Genomic DNA, 15,274 nt, shown 5'->3' with positions numbered 1-15,274 from the left:
TTCTCGGCGTTCGGCCGGGGCGGCGCGGGCGGCGTGGTGCTGACGCCACCGGGCACGCGGCCCGCTCGGAGGTGCGGGGTGACGGCGGGACGGCGAGCGGATAGCGTCGGGGCAGCGCGGACCGGACCGCGGCGACGGGGGACGCGGCATGGACACGACACGGACGCGGACCGCGACGACGACGGCCGGGGCCCCTCCCCGCAGTCACCTCCACGCGGTGCTGCTCGGCGCACTGGGGATGATCGTGGTCCCGCTGCTCATCGTCCTCGCGACCACGGCCTGGTCCTCCCCCGGACCGGAGGAGTACGTCCGCATGGCGCTCGGCTCGGTGGTCGCGGCGTGCGTCTCGGTGGTCGGCGCCTGGTGGCTCGCCTTCGAGCGGCGCAGCGCCGGGGCACCCGGTCGCACCTGGTTCTGGGGAATCGCCTGCCTCGTCACGGTCAATGCAGTCTCGACCGTCGGAGCCGCCGCCGACCGCCTCACCGGCCTGATCACGGGCTGAGCGGGTGGACGTCCAGGCGCGGTCACCGCGCTCGCCTCACCCCTCGGCGACCGCCCCGATGGCCCCGAGTCCCGCCTCGAGCGAGCGTTAGCAGCATCGGCGCCGGTGATCGCCCCGACGAGACGACCGAGCGGCTCCGGCTGTTCCGTCCCGCCGAGAGCGATCTGGACGAGCTGTGGCGGCTGCACTCCGACGAGCGGATCGCGGCGGGCGACCCCCTCCTCCGACACGGCTCCGTCGAGCAGACCCGGGCGGTGCTCGCCCGCCGGACGGCGCAGTGGGAACGGGACGACCTCAGCAGCTGGGTCGTCCGGCTGCGGAGTCCCGAGGGCGGCGCGGACGGTGCGATCGGGATCGGCGGATGCACCCTCCTCACCGACACGGCCTGGAACGTCGCGTTCACCGTCCATCCGGACCACTGGGGCAGGGGGTACGCCCAGGAGGTCGCCTCCGCAGGGATCGCTCGGGCGCGGCGGCTCCGGCCGGAGCTCCCCGTGACCGCGGTCGTCGCGGAACGGAACGAGCGATCGCACCGCACGGTCGCTCGACTCGGTCTCGAACGGAGGTGGGCGGGCCCCGACGCGCACAGCCCCGACCCCGCGGCTCGCATCGTGCTCTACTCCGACCGCCTCCTCTCCGAGGACGAGATCGGCCGCCTCACGAGCTGAAGGAGCCGTGTGGCGCGGATCGCCGCCGGCAGCAGCGGAGCCGAGACGCCTGCGCGAGACCGCGACGTCACGTTCCGGTGCGCCTCCTGGCCCCGTCCTTCTTCCTGGCGGCCGGCGCTGCGCGCGAGTGGGTGGGCGGCGCGGCACTCGCGCTGACCCTCCTCGCGATCGCGCTCGGCGGCCGGCCGACAATTCGGGGCAGGAGGGGCGCGGAGGTACTCGCCGGACCGGGCATCCGAAGCCGGTCGCCGCGAGCGGCGTTAGCGTCGTCGGATGGCGAGCACTCAGGGCGTGCGGCCGGAGGCGGACGTCGTAGCCCGCCGAACCGAGTCGGCGCGGCCGCTTGATCGGCGGATGCCTCGAGACGGTGTCCCTGCTCGCGGGCACGCCCTACGGCGACGTGCCGGGCTTCGCTCGCCGCTACGCGCCGGAGGGGACTGTCGTCTACTTGGAGGCGGCCGGGTCCGACTCCGTCTCGGTGCTCCGGATGCTCACCTCCCTCCGCCTCGCGGGGTGGTTCGAGCAGGCGACCGGCGTCCTGATCGGCCGGACCGAGGGCGCGTCCCTGCCCGAGCTGAGCCAGGAGGACGCGGTGCGGCGCGCTCTCGGCGACCTCGGTGTGCCGGTGATCCTCGACGTCGACACCGGGCACCAGCCGCCGCAGATGCCCCTGGTCAACGGCGCGCTCGCAGAGATCGCGCTGAGCGGGCCGACCGCCTCGATCACGCAGCGGCTCGTGCCCTGACGGCGCGTGCGGAGAGATCCCGTCGAGCAGTGCCACCTCGCGGCACGGCCGCCGCCGCTCCCGGCCCTCCTCCGCCCGCCGAGCGCAAGGCCGAGCGGCGGGAAGGCGCCGAGTGGTAGACCTGGGGGCATGAGCAAAGACATCCGCGCACTCGCCGAGGGCGAGAGCTACCTCGCCTTCTTCCAGGGCGGGCCGTTCGACGGCCAGACCGAGAACCGCGTCAGCACCGAGGGGGGCTACGAGAAGGAGGTCGACGTCTACGCCGCCGTCGACGGCCAGGAGACGCACCTCGTCTACAACGCCGTCTCCGCGAAGGAGGTCGGCGAGGCGGTCCACGTGACCTACTCGATCGACACTCCCGACTCCGACCCGATCGAGGACCCGGAGGACCGTGGCGGCGGATTCCAGTAGTCCGCACCACCCTTCGGATGCCGCTCCGGCGTCGCGCTCAGCGCGGCCGGGGCGGCATCGGCATGTGAGGACGCGCCACTCCGGGACGACGCCTCCCGCCGCTCCTAGGATGATGGTTCCTCACTGTCTCGGCCGATTCAGGTCCGCGTTCCTCGGGAGCCGCCGTGTCCGATCCGCTGATCCGCCCGATGCCCCTCCGCGGCGACTCCGCCCGGCACTGGCTGCGGGCCCGCCACGCCGAGGCCGGGCCCGACCCCGCTTTCGCCGTCACCGGTCAGGAGGCCGCCGCCGAGGGCGTGCTCCTGCGGCGGATCTGGCACACGGCCGGCACGATCGACTTCCGCCCGAGCCCCCGCGCCGACCCGGGGTCGGTGGTGCTCCTGCTCCCGCTCGAGGGCGCGTTCACCGTCGCCAGTCGGGAGGAGCGCGAGTTCGTCGGCCGCGGCACCCTCGCGGTGCTGCCCGCCCGATCGGGAGCGACGATCAGCACGAGCGCTCCCAGCTCCCGGCTCGTCCTGGTCGTGCGGCCCTCGGGCGACACGGATCCGCCCGTCGGCCTCACCGTGGTCTCCTCCCCCGCGGCACCGGTGCTGGTCGCCGCCGCGAACGCCGTGCTCGACGCCGGGCTGCCCATGAGCCCCGGGCTGCACGCGACGCTGCGGGGGCTCGCCGCGGCCGTCGTCGCGGACTGACGGGAGCTGTCAACCCTCCCCGCCCCGGCCATCCGCTCGCAGGGACGTCCTCGAACATCAAGTGACGCCGATCGTCGGCGCCGGAAGGAGCACTCGCCATGGCCGAGATCACCGCCCACCACGGACTCTTCAAGGACACGGACCTGCACGTCGACGACACCGGCGGATCGGGCCGCCCCGTGGTCCTCATCCACGGCTGGCCCCTCTCGGGCGAGTCGTGGAAGGAGCAGGTCCCCGCGTTCGCCGAGGCCGGCTACCGCGTCGTCACCTACGACCGCCGCGGCTTCGGGCGCAGCGACAAGCCGCTCACCGGCTACAGCTACGACACGCTCACCGAGGACCTGCACACCCTCCTCACCGAGCTCGACCTGCAGGACGTCACCCTGGTCGGCTTCTCGATGGGCGGCGGCGAGGTCGCCCGCTACTTCACGAAGCACGGCGCCGAGCGCCTGCACAGCGTCGTCTTCGCCTCGGCCGTCCCGCCGTACCTGATGAAGACGGACGACAACCCGGACGGCCCGCTCGAGAAGGCGCAGGCCGCGCAGATGACCGCGGGCCTCACGAAGAGCGAGGACGACTTCTACGACCAGTTCACCACCGACTTCTTCTCGGTCGACGGCGTGCTGAAGGTGACGGAGGAGCAGCGCCAGGAGGCGATCGCCCTAGCGAAGCAGTCGGCCAAGCACGCCGCGCTCGCCTGCATGACGGCCTTCGCGACCACCGACTTCCGCGAGGACCTGCCGAACGTGTCGGTGCCCGCGCTCGTCATCCACGGCGACGGCGACGGCACGGTTCCGTTCGAGGGCTCCGGCGCCCGCACCCACGCGGCGATCCCCGGCTCCGAGCTGCACGTCGTCCACGGCGCCCCGCACGGAGTGACCGTGAGCCACCCGGAGGAGTGGAACCGCGTCGTCCTGGAGTTCCTCGCGAAGTAGCGGCGGCGCTCCGCGCATGCTGATCGAGCAGCCCCGCAGGGGCGTATCGAGGCCCGTCGCACGGACACGGATCTCGATACGCGCCCTGTGCGCTGCTCGATCAGCTTGCGTCGGCCGCGGCCTGTGCGCTGCTCGATCGGCACGAGTCGGCCACCCGCGCGCGATGCTCGCTCAGCATGATCCGGAGACGCTTCTCCGGAGCCCCCGCGTCAGCCCTTCTCCGCGCCCTCGGTCGTGTTCATGATCCGCCGCTGGAAGACGAAGAACAGCACGGCCACCGGGATCGACATCAGTACCGCGGCCGCGAGCTGCAGCGGGTACTGGTTGCCGGTGCCCAGCTGCCCCGACACGAGCGACGCGACTCCGGTCGTCAGCGTGTTGAGCTCCGGCGACTGCCGAGACACCACGAAGTGCGAGAACTCGTTCCACGAGCCCTGGAACGACAGGATGAACAGCGTCACGATCGCCGGACGCGCCATCGGCACCACGATCGAGCGGAAGGTCCGGAACACTCCGGCCCCGTCGATCCGCGCGGCCTCCTCGATGGAGAGCGGGATCGAGTCGAAGAACTGCTTCATGATGAAGATCCCCGCCGCGTCCACGATCAGCGGGACGATCATCCCCGCGTAGCTGTCATAGAGGCCGAGCTGCTTGAGGATCAGGAACCGCGGGATCAGCAGCACCACCGCGGGCACGCTCATCACTCCGATGAACAGCGCGAACAGCAGGCCCCGTCCGCGGAAGCGCAGCCGCGACAGCGCATAGCCGGCCAGCGAGTCGAAGAAGACCCGGCCGACGGTGACGAACACGGTGACGATCACCGAGTTGAGCGTCCACAGCGGCAGCGGGACGTCGGTGAACAGCCGCTCGTAGGAGGCGAACGACCAGGTCGCGGGCAGCAGCGACAGCGGGTTCGCGGTGGCGTCGGCGTCCGACTTGAACGACGAGGCGACCGAGATCAGGAACGGGTAGATGTACACCAGCGCCAGCGCGATCAGCAGCAGGTAGCCGCCGATCAGCGACGCGCGGCCGCGGGCGCCGAGGCGGATGCGGCGGTGCGGGACCGGCGCGGCGGGCTCGGGGCTCTCGGGGGCGCGGGTGCCGGGCTCGGTCAGCGTGCTCATCGGATGCCTCCCGTGGTGAGGGTCGTCGCGGCGTCGGCGCGGGCGGCGCGGCGGGGGCGCCGGCGCGGCTCCCCCTTCTCGCGGAGGAGCGCCCGCTGCAGGAGCGTCAGCACGACGATGATGAAGAAGAGGATGAAGGCGATCGCGGCGCCCTGACCCCAGCGGAGGTCCGTGAACGAGGACTCGTAGGCGAGGTACGCCGGGGTGAGCAGCGTCTTGCCCGGCGCCCCTCCTCCGGTGAGGTAGATCTGGTCGAACACCTGCCAGGTGCCGATCAGTCCGAGGGTCAGCACGGTGAAGAGCGTGGGCTTGAGCATCGGCAGGGTGACCGAGAAGAACTTCCGGAGCGGGCCGGCGCCGTCCATGAGCGCCGCCTCGTCGATCTCGGCGCCGATGTTCTGCAGCGCCGCGAGGAACAGCAGCATGAACGTGCCCGAGGTGGTGAAGATCGCCATCGTGATCAGCACGCACATCGCGACGGACGGGCCCGACAGCCAGTCCCACCAGGTGAGGCCGAGCGGGGCGCCCGCGGCCAGCGGCCCGGAGCCGTCGACGCCGACGGCGCCCAGGAGCGAGTGCAGGACACCGGTCGGGTCGGCCATCCAGGTCGGCCCGTCGGCGCCGAACCAGCCGAGCACCGCGTTGACGACGCCGGAGGCGGAGAAGAGGAACAGGAAGATCACGGTGATCGCGATCGAGGAGGTGACGGAGGGGAAGTAGAAGGCGGTGCGGAAGAAGCCCCGGCCCCGCAGGATCCGCCGGTTCACCTGCACGGCGAGGAAGAGCGCGAGCGCGGTCTGCAGCGGCACCACGAGCAGCACGTAGTAGACGTTGTTGCGGATCGCGGTGCCGAAGTCCTTCTGCGCCAGGCCGGAGTCGGTGAGCACCGCGCGGTAGTTGTCGGCTCCGACGAACTGCGCGGTCGGCCCGAGGGGCGAGCCGAGCCCGTTCCAGTTGCTGACGCTGACCCAGAGGGCGAGGCCGATCGGGACGACGAGGAACACGCCGATCACGACGATCGCCGGGAGGGTGAAGAGCCAGCCGTAGCGGGCCTCGTGCCCGCGGATGCCGGAGCGGCGGCTCCGGGGGGCGGCGGTGGTGCTCATCGATGCGTCTCCTTCGACTCACGTGCGCGGGGTGGGGCGTGCCGGTCGGGCACGGGGAGGCGGCGGTCGGGTCCGCCGCCTCCCGGCCGGGCTACTTCGCGTTCGCCGTGTCGAGCGCGTCCTGCAGGTTGGTCTGCAGGTCGCCGAGGATCGACTCCGGGTCGCCGGTCGCGAGGCCCTCGAGCGCCGAGTTGAAGTCGGTGATGACGGTCGCCGCGCCGGCGAAGGCCACCGGGCTCACCGCGTAGTCGTTGCCGGAGACGAAGGCGGCGTTCTCGGGGTACTTCGTCGCGTACTCGGCGGCTCCGGTCTCGGTGGAGGGGATGACTCCGAAGGCGTCCGAGAAGGCGAGCTGCTGCTCGTCAGAGGTCAGGGCCGACACGAGCGACTCCGTCTTCTCGGCCGTGGCGCTGCCGACGGGGACGCCCCAGCAGTTGCTGAAGGTGAAGGTCGACTTCCCGCCGGGGCCGGCGGGGAGCTCGGCGACGCGGTAGTCGACGTCGGGGTAGTCGGCCGCGAGCGCTCCGTTGATCCACGGGCCCTCGATGACCATCGCCGCCGCGCCCTTGCCGAACGCCTCGCCGGACCAGCCGGAGTCGAGCGCGGCCGGGAACTTCAGCACGCCGTCGGTGAGCAGCGTCTTCACCTCGGTCAGGCCCGCGACGTTCTCGGGGGTGTCCGCGGTGACGGTGGTGCCGTCCTCCGAGAGGAGCGATCCGCCGGCCTGGTTCATGAAGGTGCCGATGCGCGCGTACTCGGCGCCGAAGGAGAGCCCGGTCACTCCGTTCGCGGTCAGCTTCGTCGCCGCCGACTCGAGCGAGGCCCAGTCGGTGGGGACGTCCGCGTCGGTGAGGCCGGCCGCCGCCCAGAGGTCCGTGTTGATCACGAGGCCGAGCGTGGAGAAGTCCTTGGGCTCGCAGTAGAACCGGTCGTCGTAGCTGAACGCGTCGCGCAGCGCCGGGTAGAAGGCGTCGGCGTTCCCGGCGTCCTGGGCGTACGGCTCCAGGTAGCGGTTGCTCGCGTAGGTCTGGAACTGGTCCCAGCTCATGTAGAAGAGGTCGGGCGGGTTGCCGCCGGAGAAGCCCTGCCCGAGCTGCTGCGTCAGGTCACTGGCGGCGACCACGTCGACCGTCGTGCTGTTCTGCTCGCCCCAGGCGTTCACGGCGTCGGTGACGGCGGTCGTCTCGGCGTCGCCGGACGAGCCGATCATCACGGTGAGGGCGGAGTCGCCGCCCGCGTCACCGGAGTCGGAGCCGCTCGAGCAGGCGGCGAGCGGGAGCAGCAGGCCTCCGGCGAGGATCGCGGCACCCCAGCGTGCCGCGCGGTGGGTGGGGGTCATGGTCTGGCCTTTCGTGGGGAGGGGCGCCGGTCGGAGTGACGGCGCCTCAGTCGGCGGGGTGGTGGAGGGGTGTGCGGAGCACGAGGTGGGGCTCGATCAGGCGGTGGGCCTCGCCCGGAGCGAGCGAGCGGTGGACGACGTCGTCGCCGCGCTCGCCCAGCAGGAGCTCGAGCGCGCCCGCGGCCACCGCGTCGAGGTCCTGCTCGATGCTCGGCAGGCCGACGGCCGCGGCGACGGGGGTGTTGTCGAAGCCGACGATCGGGAGGGAGGGCCGACCGACGGCCACGGCGGCCATCGAGGCGCCGAGCGCGAGCGAGTCGGAGACGCAGACCAGCCCGTCGAGCTCCGGGGTCGCGCGGAGGAACTCGATGGCCGCGATCCGGGCCTGCTGGACGTCGTCCTCGGAGGAGGCGGCGAGCAGTGGCGTGTCGGGGAACCGCTCGCGGTGCACCCGCTCCCAGCCGCTGCGGCGGTCGTCGCCGGTCGCGGATCCGCTCGGCCAGCCGAGGAAGCCGATGCGGGAGCAGCCGCTGTCGGCGAGGTGCGCCGTGGCCTGGGCGAGCCCGGCGGCGCCGTCGACGTCGACCCAGAGGTGCTGCGGGTCGTTGCGGTCGTCGACGCCCCAGGGGCGGCCGAAGGTGACGAAGGGCACGGCCTGCTCGATCAGCCAGGCGGTCCGGGGGTCGCCGTAGAAGGTGGAGGTGAGTACGAAGGCGTCGACGTCGGCTCCGTCGCGGAGGCGTCCGATCCGCTCGATCTCCTCCTCCGGGCTCTTCGCCGTGTAGAGGAGGATGCGCATGCCGCGCGCGTCGGCCTGCTCGGTGACGGCGTGGAGGAAGCGGTCGAGCAGGCTGCCGGAGATGCCGTCGAGCACGCGGTCCATCCGGACGCCGATGGTGCCGGACTTGCGGGTGCGAAGGCGGCGGGCTGAGGCGTGCGGCCGGTAGTTGAGGTCGCCGATCGCCTTCTCGACGCGCTCGCGGGTGCTGTCGCGGACGATGTGCGGGCTGTTGAGCACGTTCGACACGGTCTGGCGCGAGACGCCCGCGGCACGGGCGACGTCCTCGACGGTCGGCAGTGCCATGCGTCCTCCTCGACGTGCTCTTGATCGTTCCAACCAGGCGGGATCCACCGATTTGATCGATCAAATCCTTCGGTAAGGTTACCTCCGACGACGCCGCTGTCAACCGTCCGCCCCGCTCCGGCACTCCCGGGGCCGGCGGCGGACGATCGGCGGCACGCCCCCAGCACCGACGATCCAGTGAGGAGTCGACCGTGACGACCGAGCGCGACGACCGACAGACCCCGCCCCGCCAGCCCCTCCTCCACGACTCCCTCGTCCTGCTCCGCGCACCCGTGCAGCTGTGGTCGGACGAGGCGGGCGAGGTCGGCTCCCGCCCCGTGCACGGGTTCTACCTCGGCGACGTGCGCGTGCTCGCGGGCGCCTCCCTCCGGGTGGGTGGCGCGGCGCTCGAGGCGATCGCGACCGGCCGCGACGGCGCCTCCTCCGCCCGCTTCACCGCGCTCGCCCGCCATCTCGACGACGCCGCCGCGGACCCGCGGATCCGCGTGGTCCGCTCGCGGGAGGTCTCCGCCGGCGGCGTCCGCGAGAGCATCCGCCTCGAGTCGGCGCTCCCCGACCAGGTCGCGACCACCGTCGAACTGACCCTCGATCCCGACTTCTCGCTCGTGCACGTGGTGAAGGCGGGGCTCCGCGACGAGCCCTCCTTCGCGACCGCTCCGGTGGACGGGGGCCTCGACTGGACCCACGGCCCGGTCCGCGCCGAGCTGCGCGCACCCGGCGCCTCGATCTCGGGCACGGTGCTCACCTGGAGCGTCGTGGTCCCGGCCCGCGGGAGCGTCGAGGTCGTGTGGAGCGTCGCCGCGGAGGACGCCTCCGCCGTGGTCGCCGCCGCGTCCGGACCGGCCGAGTGGGCGGGGACCGCGCTCGAGACCGGCGACTCCCGCCTCGCCTCCTGGTGCCGCGCCGCGCTCGACGACCTCGACGCCCTGCGCATGGTCACCGTGGAGCGCCCCGGCGAGCCGTTCCTCGCCGCGGGAGCGCCGTGGTTCTTCACCCTCTTCGGCCGTGACTCGATCTGGGCGGCGCGGATGCTCCTCCCCCTCGGGACCGGGATCGCCGCCTCCACCCTCCGCGTCCTGGCCGGCCTGCAGGGTACCCGCCACGTCGCGGACACCGCCGAGCAGCCGGGCAGGATCATGCACGAGCTGCGCGCCACGACCCTCGAGATCCCCGGCGAGGGCGTCTCGCTGCCCCCGCTCTACTTCGGCACGGTCGACGCCACCGCGCTCTGGGTCTGCCTCCTCCACGACGCCTGGCGCTGGGGGCTCCCGGACGACGAGGTCGAGGAGCTGCTGCCCGCCCTGGAGGCGGCGCTGCGCTGGCTCCGCGACGACGGCGACTCGGACGGCGACGGGTTCCTCGAGTACGTCGACACCACGGGGCACGGCCTCGCCAACCAGGGCTGGAAGGACTCGGGCGACTCGATCCAGTGGCGCGACGGCACGCTCGCCGAGGGTCCGATCGCGCTCTGCGAGGTGCAGGCCTACGCCCACGAAGCCATGGTCGGCGGAGCGGCGCTGCTCGAGCACCTCGGCCGCGACGGCTCGGAGTGGCGCGAGGCGGCGTCGACGCTGAAGGCGCGCTTCGCGGAGGCGTTCTGGATCGACGACGCCGACGGCGGCTACCCGGCGATCGCGCTCGACGCGGCCGGGCGCCCGGTCGACACGATCACCAGCAACCTCGGCCACCTCCTCGGTACCGGCATCCTCTCCCCCGAGCACGCCGCCCGGGTCGCCGAGCTGCTGGTCTCCCCCGGGCTCGACTCGGGCTTCGGCCTGCGCACCCTGGACACCGGCTCGGGCGGCTACTGGCCGCTGTCGTACCACGGCGGCTCGGTCTGGGCGCACGACACCGCGATCGCCGTCACCGGGCTCGCCCGGGAGGGCTTCGGGGCGGAGGCGACGACCCTCTCGCGCGGACTGATCGCCGCGGCCGAGGGCTTCGGCTACCGGATGCCCGAGCTGCACTCGGGCGACCCCGCCGCCGAGGTGCACGCGCCGGTGCCGTACCCGGCGGCCTGCCGACCGCAGGCCTGGTCGGCGGCCGCCTCCGTCGCCGTGCTGTCGGCGGCGCTGGGGCTCGCTCCCGGAGGCGACACCCTGGTCGTCGCGCCGCTCTCGCCCGCGCTCGCCGGGCCGATCCGCGTGGACGGGATCCGCTACCGCGGCTCCGTGGTGCCGGTGGACTGGGACGGCAGGATCTGAGGCGCCGCGCCGCTCAGGGCAGACCGACTCAGGGCAGGCGCGCTCAGGGCAGGCGCGCTCAGGGCAGGCGCGCCACGACCGCGCGCGCGATGCGCCGGCCCGAGCGGTTCGCCCCGATGGTGGAGGCCGTCGGGCCGTAGCCGGCGAAGAAGACGCGCGGATCCGTCAGCGAGGCGCCGTCGGCGACAGCGATGCCGCCCTCGCGCTCGCGCAGCCCGAGTGGAGCGAGGTGGCGCAGCTCCGGCCGGAAGCCCGTCGCCCAGATGATCGCGTCGGCGCGCGTGAAGGAGCCGTCCGGCCAGCGGACGCCCTCCTCCTCGATCGACGAGAACATGCCCCGCTCGTGCAGGAGCCCGCGCTCGATCCCAGCGACCACCCGGCGGGTGCGCTGCACGCCCGTGCCGCCGACGATGCTCGGGAGGGGCAGCCCGGCGCGGGCGGCGCGGTCCTGCTCGGCCACCGCCTCCACCGCCGACTCCATCGCCAGCTGCTCGCCGTCGTGGTAGACGACCGGTCGCCGCGTCGCCCACGTCAGGGAGCGCGCCACCCGCTCGAGCTCCAGCAGGAAGCCGATCGCCGAGGTGCCGCCGCCGACCACGAGCACCTGCTTCCCGGCGAAGTCCTCGGCGCGGACGTACTCGGTCGGGTCGATCTGCACGCCGCGGAAGCGGTCCCGCCCGGGGTAGTGCGGGACGAAGGGCGATCCCCAGGTGCCGGTCGCGTTGACGAGCAGACTCGCGCGCTCGACCGCGCGGTCGGACTCGACGACGAGCGGCGACCCCGTGTCGTGCGGCGTCGCACTCGTGACGCGCCGCACCGACTCCGGACGGCGGATCTCGAGACCGAGCTCCTCCTCGTAGCGCCCGTAGTACTCGCGGACCACGTCCCGTGCCGGTCGCCGGTGATCGGCCGTCCGGAACGACAGCCCCATCCGCTCCATGCCCGGGAGATCGTGCACGCGGTGCGCGGAGCCGAGCCGCAGGGCCTCCCAGCGGAACTGCCAGGCCCCGCCGGGCTCCGGACCGCGGTCGAGGACGATCAGGTCGCGCCCGGGGACGAGGCCGAGACGGCGCAGGTAGTAGGCCACGGACAGACCCGCCTGACCCGCGCCGATCACCACGACGGGACGCGGTGGGGCGACGCTGTCCACGGTGCTCCTGACGCGGTCGAGGATGGGCGGCCGTCCGGCAGATCGAGGCCCGGGGTGGCGTGTCCCCCGTCTGCTAAACTACCGCGTAGATTTCAACTTTCCCTGTCTGCTCTTTTCCCCAGCCGGCTCACTGCCCGTCTGGCCTGTCATCGTGAGGGGGTCACCCATGGGGCGCGGCCGTCAGAAGGCGAAGAACACCAAGATCGCCCGTGAGCTGAAGTCGTTCAGCCCGGCGGTCGATTACAGTGCGCTCGAGCGCGAGCTCAGCCACCCGGACGAGCCGGACTACTCGAAGTGGATCGACGCCGAGGACGACGGCGACGACACGGACCTCGTCGAGGAGCCGCACCAGAAGCGTGCGTGACTCCTCCCGTGAATCGGGGCCGCTCCCTCGGGGCGGCCCCGTTTCGCGTGCGGGCGGGGATCCGGCGGGTGAGGGACCCGACCTGGAGCGCGGGTCGCTCGGCTGAGCACGTTCTCCCGCTTTCCGCCACCGAGGGCAGAATGTCGGTGCCCCCTGGGACACTGACCCGATGAGCACTTCCCCGCCCGCACGGCTGCCCGTGTGGCAGTCGGAGCGTCGCGGGAGCGACCTCGACGAGGCGCGCGACTTCTACGCGGGCTCGTACAACGGCTCCGGCTTCCGAGCCGAGCGCTCGGTCGTGCCGTTCGCGTTCCGCTACACGACGACCGGGCCCGGGCCCGTGAGCCTCCACTCCGCCTCCTTCCTCGGCCGGGTGCGCGGCACGGTGGCCCCGAGCGACGTCTACGTCGCCCTCTGGCTGACCGCGGGGCGCGCCTCCCTCGATCTGGGGCGCGACGAGCACCGCCTCGTCGTCGGGCGCCCGGCCATGTTCCCGAGCGGCCGGCCCTTCGGCTTCGAGGCCCTCGAGTACCGCGACGCGCTCGTGCACTTCGAGGCCGCCCACCTCGAGGCGATCGCCGCCGAGCTGCACGGCACCGAGCCCGGCCCGCTGCGGTTCGCCCCCGTGGCGCGAGACACGACCGCCTGGTGGGCGGCGATCCGGCTCCTGCGCGACACCCTCGCCTCCGCGCACACGCCCACCGTGCTGCAGCGCGACGGCGTCGCCCGCATCGCCGCGCTCGCCGCCCTGCAGACCTTCGCCCACCGCATCGCCCCGCTGCCGGCCGTGCCGCCCTCGGTCAGCGCGCGGCGCCTCCGCCGGGCCGTGGAGTTCGTGCAGGCCAACGCCGATCTGCCCCTCGGAGTGGCCGACATCGCCGACGCTGCGGGGCTCACGGTCCGCGGCGTGCAGCTCGCGTTCCAGCGCGCCTTCGGCGAGACCCCGCGGCACTACCTGCGCGACGTCCGCCTCGAGCGCGCGCACGAGGAGCTCGTGTCCGGGTCGGCCGGCTCGCTGGTGGTCGGCGACGTCGCCGCCCGCTGGGGGTTCATCAGCGGCGGTCGCTTCGCCCAGCACTACGCGACGCGCTTCGGCGAGCTCCCGAGCGAGACCCTCCGCCGCTAGACCCGCCGATCCCCGACGGCGGTTCCGCCGAGGGGCGTTCGGGCGTACTGTCCGAGGACCGCCCGCTGCCCCGCGGGCCCGCGTCGATGGAGCCGCGAATGTTCGAACCCGGAGGATCCGCGCGGCCTGCCGCGCGGATCGGCTACGTCACCGCCGCCCTGCTGGTCGGCGCGATCCTGGTGGGCGGCGCGGTCGGCGCCGCCGTCGCCCTGGTCCTCTACCTGCCCGGCGTCCTCGCCGCCGACGGCCCGCCCGGGCTGGTGAGCTTCGGCCTGCTCATGGGAGCGGCCTCCGGCGCGGGCATCGGAGTCGTCGGAGGTGCGGGAGCTGTCGCCGGCATGGTCGCGGTGCGCGTCGCGAGCCGCCGCGACGGCCCGTTCGTGCTCGGCACCAGCGCGGGCGCCGGTCTCGGCGTGCTGGTCGCCTCCGCGAACCTGCTCGTCAGCCGCGACGCCCCGACCTGGGCGACGGCCCTGCTCGCCACCGCGGCCGCCTGCGCGCTCTGCGCTGCGGGCTCGTGGCTGCTGACCCGGCACGAGCACTCCTGGGAGCGCGCGCACGCCGTACCGCGCTGATCCGCGGCGCCTCCGAGGATCAGCCCGCGTAGGACCCGACCAGGCGGACCGCTCCGCCGTCGACGCCCTTCGCGCCCTGCTCGAAGCCCTCGAACCCGCGCGCGGCGGTCGAGACGCGGCCCGCGACCCACGACGGGACGCCCGAGCGCTCGAGGCGCGCGATCACGCCGTCGGCCACCTCCGCCGCGACCACGGCGAACATGCCGATGCCGAGGTTCCAGGTGCCCTCGGTGCTCTCGAGCGTCGCGCCGGACATCCCGGCGAGCGCGCGGAACACGTCGGACGGGCTCCAGCTCGCCCGCTCGACCTCGACCCAGGAGCCGCGCGGCAGCACCCGGGCGAGGTTCGCCGCGATCCCGCCGCCGGTGACGTGGCTGATGGAGTGGACGGCCGGGCCGAGCTCGGCGTCGTCGAGGAGGTCGAGGAGGGGCCGGGTGTAGAGGCGGGTCGGCTCCAGCAGCACCTCGCCGACCACGCCGCCCAGCTCCTCGGAGCGGTCGGTGAAGCCGATGCCGCGCTCGGCGAGGATGTGGCGCACGAGCGAGTAGCCGTTCGAGTGCAGTCCGGAGGAGGCCATCGCCACCACGACGTCGCCGTCGCGCACGCGGTCGGCACCGCGCACCTGGTCGGCCTCGATCGCGCCGACCGCCGCGCCCGCCACGTCGTAGTCGTCGGGTCCGAGCAGGCCCGGGTGCTCGGCCGTCTCGCCGCCGACGAGCGCGGTGCCCGTCTCGGAGCAGGCGCGCGCGATGCCTGCGACGATGTCGGCGATGCGGGTCGGGACGACCTTGCCGCACGCGATGTAGTCGGTCATGAAGAAGGGGCGGGCGCCGACCACGACGATGTCGTCGACGACCATGCCGACGAGGTCCTGCCCGATGGTGTCGTGCTTGTCGATCGCCTGCGCGAGCGCGACCTTGGTGCCGACGCCGTCGGTCGAGGTCGCGAGGAGGGGGGCTCGGAAGTCGCGGAGGAAGGAGACGTCGTACAGACCCGCGAAGCCGCCGACCCCGCCGAGGACCCGGCTGTCGTGCGTCGCCGACACCGCCGACTTCATCAGCTCGACGGCGAGGTCCCCCGCCGCCGTGTCGACTCCTGCGCGGGCGTAGCTGCTCGTCTCATCACTCACGCGACGACCCTACCGACTGCCCTCTCCCGCCGCGGCGCGGAGCCGGATCCCGGCCCGGGATCTCCGCCTCTCCGCAGCCGCGCACTCCTCTGAGGGCCCCTCTGCGGCAGCATCGGACGG

16 protein-coding genes are annotated in these 15,274 nt (G+C 73.4%); 10 read left to right on the top strand and 6 right to left on the bottom strand.

All coding sequences use genetic code 11. The features are described 5' to 3' along the window. The first annotated feature begins 148 nt into the window (after positions 1 to 148). The 6 genes from C5C59_RS17590 (at position 149) to C5C59_RS11315 (ending at position 3,953) form a co-directional block, all read left to right on the top strand. Entirely contained in the window at positions 149 to 502 is a 354-nt protein-coding gene (locus C5C59_RS17590) for a hypothetical protein (RefSeq protein WP_258062734.1), read from the top strand. Further along, a complete protein-coding gene (locus C5C59_RS11335; RefSeq protein ID WP_258062739.1) occupies positions 409 to 1,170 on the top strand; it encodes a GNAT family N-acetyltransferase in 762 nt (253 codons plus the stop codon). Before C5C59_RS17590 ends, C5C59_RS11335 begins: the two co-directional genes overlap by 94 nt. A 343-nt stretch (positions 1,171 to 1,513) precedes the next feature. Next, positions 1,514 to 1,915: a hypothetical protein gene (locus C5C59_RS11330; RefSeq protein ID WP_104238709.1), complete on the top strand. Its 402-nt coding sequence runs from the start codon at positions 1,514 to 1,516 to the stop codon at positions 1,913 to 1,915. A gap of 129 nt (positions 1,916 to 2,044) precedes the next feature. Then, entirely contained in the window at positions 2,045 to 2,326 is a 282-nt protein-coding gene (locus C5C59_RS11325; protein WP_104238710.1) for an oligoribonuclease, read from the top strand. Between the two features lie 164 nt (positions 2,327 to 2,490). Beyond that, a complete protein-coding gene (locus C5C59_RS11320; protein ID WP_104238711.1) occupies positions 2,491 to 3,018 on the top strand; it encodes a hypothetical protein in 528 nt (175 codons plus the stop codon). A gap of 98 nt (positions 3,019 to 3,116) precedes the next feature. Further along, on the top strand, positions 3,117 to 3,953 hold the full coding sequence (locus C5C59_RS11315; RefSeq protein ID WP_104238712.1) for an alpha/beta fold hydrolase: 837 nt from the start codon (positions 3,117 to 3,119) through the stop codon (positions 3,951 to 3,953). A 209-nt stretch (positions 3,954 to 4,162) separates the two neighbouring features. Here the strand turns inward: C5C59_RS11315 and C5C59_RS11310 are convergent, their stop codons facing one another. The 4 genes from C5C59_RS11310 to C5C59_RS11295 all read right to left on the bottom strand — a co-directional run bounded on the left by C5C59_RS11310 (position 4,163) and on the right by C5C59_RS11295 (position 8,606). Next, entirely contained in the window at positions 4,163 to 5,077 is a 915-nt protein-coding gene (locus C5C59_RS11310; RefSeq protein ID WP_104238713.1) for a carbohydrate ABC transporter permease, read from the bottom strand. Beyond that, the gene (locus tag C5C59_RS11305) at positions 5,074 to 6,183 is read right to left on the bottom strand and encodes a carbohydrate ABC transporter permease (protein ID WP_104238714.1); all 1,110 of its coding nucleotides are present in this window, start codon (positions 6,181 to 6,183) and stop codon (positions 5,074 to 5,076) included. The genes C5C59_RS11310 and C5C59_RS11305 overlap by 4 nt, the downstream gene beginning before the upstream one ends. A 91-nt stretch (positions 6,184 to 6,274) precedes the next feature. Continuing rightward, complete coding sequence (locus tag C5C59_RS11300) at positions 6,275 to 7,522, bottom strand: extracellular solute-binding protein (protein ID WP_104238715.1); 1,248 nt, start codon at positions 7,520 to 7,522, stop codon at positions 6,275 to 6,277. Between the two features lie 46 nt (positions 7,523 to 7,568). Further along, positions 7,569 to 8,606 carry a LacI family DNA-binding transcriptional regulator gene (locus tag C5C59_RS11295; RefSeq protein WP_104238716.1) on the bottom strand — a complete coding sequence of 346 codons (1,038 nt, stop codon included), beginning with the start codon at positions 8,604 to 8,606 and terminating at the stop codon, positions 7,569 to 7,571. A gap of 191 nt (positions 8,607 to 8,797) precedes the next feature. Between C5C59_RS11295 and C5C59_RS11290 the strand changes: the two genes are divergently transcribed. Continuing rightward, a complete protein-coding gene (locus tag C5C59_RS11290; protein ID WP_104238717.1) occupies positions 8,798 to 10,810 on the top strand; it encodes a glycogen debranching N-terminal domain-containing protein in 2,013 nt (670 codons plus the stop codon). Positions 10,811 to 10,868: 58 nt separating this feature from the next. On the opposite strand, the gene C5C59_RS11285 is transcribed toward C5C59_RS11290, so the two are convergent. Then, a complete protein-coding gene (locus tag C5C59_RS11285; protein ID WP_104226818.1) occupies positions 10,869 to 11,960 on the bottom strand; it encodes an FAD-dependent oxidoreductase in 1,092 nt (363 codons plus the stop codon). 166 nt (positions 11,961 to 12,126) lie between these two features. Between C5C59_RS11285 and C5C59_RS11280 the strand changes: the two genes are divergently transcribed. The 3 genes from C5C59_RS11280 to C5C59_RS11270 all read left to right on the top strand — a co-directional run bounded on the left by C5C59_RS11280 (position 12,127) and on the right by C5C59_RS11270 (position 14,025). Continuing rightward, positions 12,127 to 12,324 carry a DUF3073 domain-containing protein gene (locus tag C5C59_RS11280; RefSeq protein WP_097167615.1) on the top strand — a complete coding sequence of 66 codons (198 nt, stop codon included), beginning with the start codon at positions 12,127 to 12,129 and terminating at the stop codon, positions 12,322 to 12,324. Between the two features lie 169 nt (positions 12,325 to 12,493). Next, on the top strand, positions 12,494 to 13,450 hold the full coding sequence (locus tag C5C59_RS11275) for an AraC family transcriptional regulator (protein ID WP_146082836.1): 957 nt from the start codon (positions 12,494 to 12,496) through the stop codon (positions 13,448 to 13,450). A gap of 98 nt (positions 13,451 to 13,548) precedes the next feature. Then, positions 13,549 to 14,025, top strand: coding sequence for a hypothetical protein (locus C5C59_RS11270; RefSeq protein WP_104238719.1), 477 nt, complete (start codon positions 13,549 to 13,551; stop codon positions 14,023 to 14,025). A 19-nt stretch (positions 14,026 to 14,044) separates the two neighbouring features. Here C5C59_RS11270 and purM read toward each other — a convergent pair whose 3' ends face one another. Beyond that, positions 14,045 to 15,154 (bottom strand): phosphoribosylformylglycinamidine cyclo-ligase, encoded by a 1,110-nt coding sequence (gene purM, locus C5C59_RS11265; RefSeq protein WP_104238720.1) that lies wholly within the window; start codon positions 15,152 to 15,154, stop codon positions 14,045 to 14,047. Positions 15,155 to 15,274 lie beyond the last annotated feature (120 nt).

Origin of the sequence: Rathayibacter sp. AY1F4 (assembly GCF_002931775.1) — a bacterium.
Classification (GTDB): Bacteria; Actinomycetota; Actinomycetes; order Actinomycetales; family Microbacteriaceae; genus Rathayibacter.
This window is presented reverse-complemented; position numbering and strand designations above follow the sequence as displayed.

Coding starts and splice junctions, on each gene's coding strand:
- C5C59_RS17590 (WP_258062734.1), top strand. CDS start 149: ATGGACACGACACGGACGCGGACCGCGACGACGACGGCCGGGGCCCCT.
- C5C59_RS11325 (WP_104238710.1), top strand. CDS start 2,045: ATGAGCAAAGACATCCGCGCACTCGCCGAGGGCGAGAGCTACCTCGCC.
- C5C59_RS11315 (WP_104238712.1), top strand. CDS start 3,117: ATGGCCGAGATCACCGCCCACCACGGACTCTTCAAGGACACGGACCTG.
- C5C59_RS11310 (WP_104238713.1), bottom strand. CDS start 5,077: ATGAGCACGCTGACCGAGCCCGGCACCCGCGCCCCCGAGAGCCCCGAG.
- C5C59_RS11305 (WP_104238714.1), bottom strand. CDS start 6,183: ATGAGCACCACCGCCGCCCCCCGGAGCCGCCGCTCCGGCATCCGCGGG.
- C5C59_RS11300 (WP_104238715.1), bottom strand. CDS start 7,522: ATGACCCCCACCCACCGCGCGGCACGCTGGGGTGCCGCGATCCTCGCC.
- C5C59_RS11295 (WP_104238716.1), bottom strand. CDS start 8,606: ATGGCACTGCCGACCGTCGAGGACGTCGCCCGTGCCGCGGGCGTCTCG.
- C5C59_RS11280 (WP_097167615.1), top strand. CDS start 12,127: ATGGGGCGCGGCCGTCAGAAGGCGAAGAACACCAAGATCGCCCGTGAG.
- C5C59_RS11275 (WP_146082836.1), top strand. CDS start 12,494: ATGAGCACTTCCCCGCCCGCACGGCTGCCCGTGTGGCAGTCGGAGCGT.
- C5C59_RS11270 (WP_104238719.1), top strand. CDS start 13,549: ATGTTCGAACCCGGAGGATCCGCGCGGCCTGCCGCGCGGATCGGCTAC.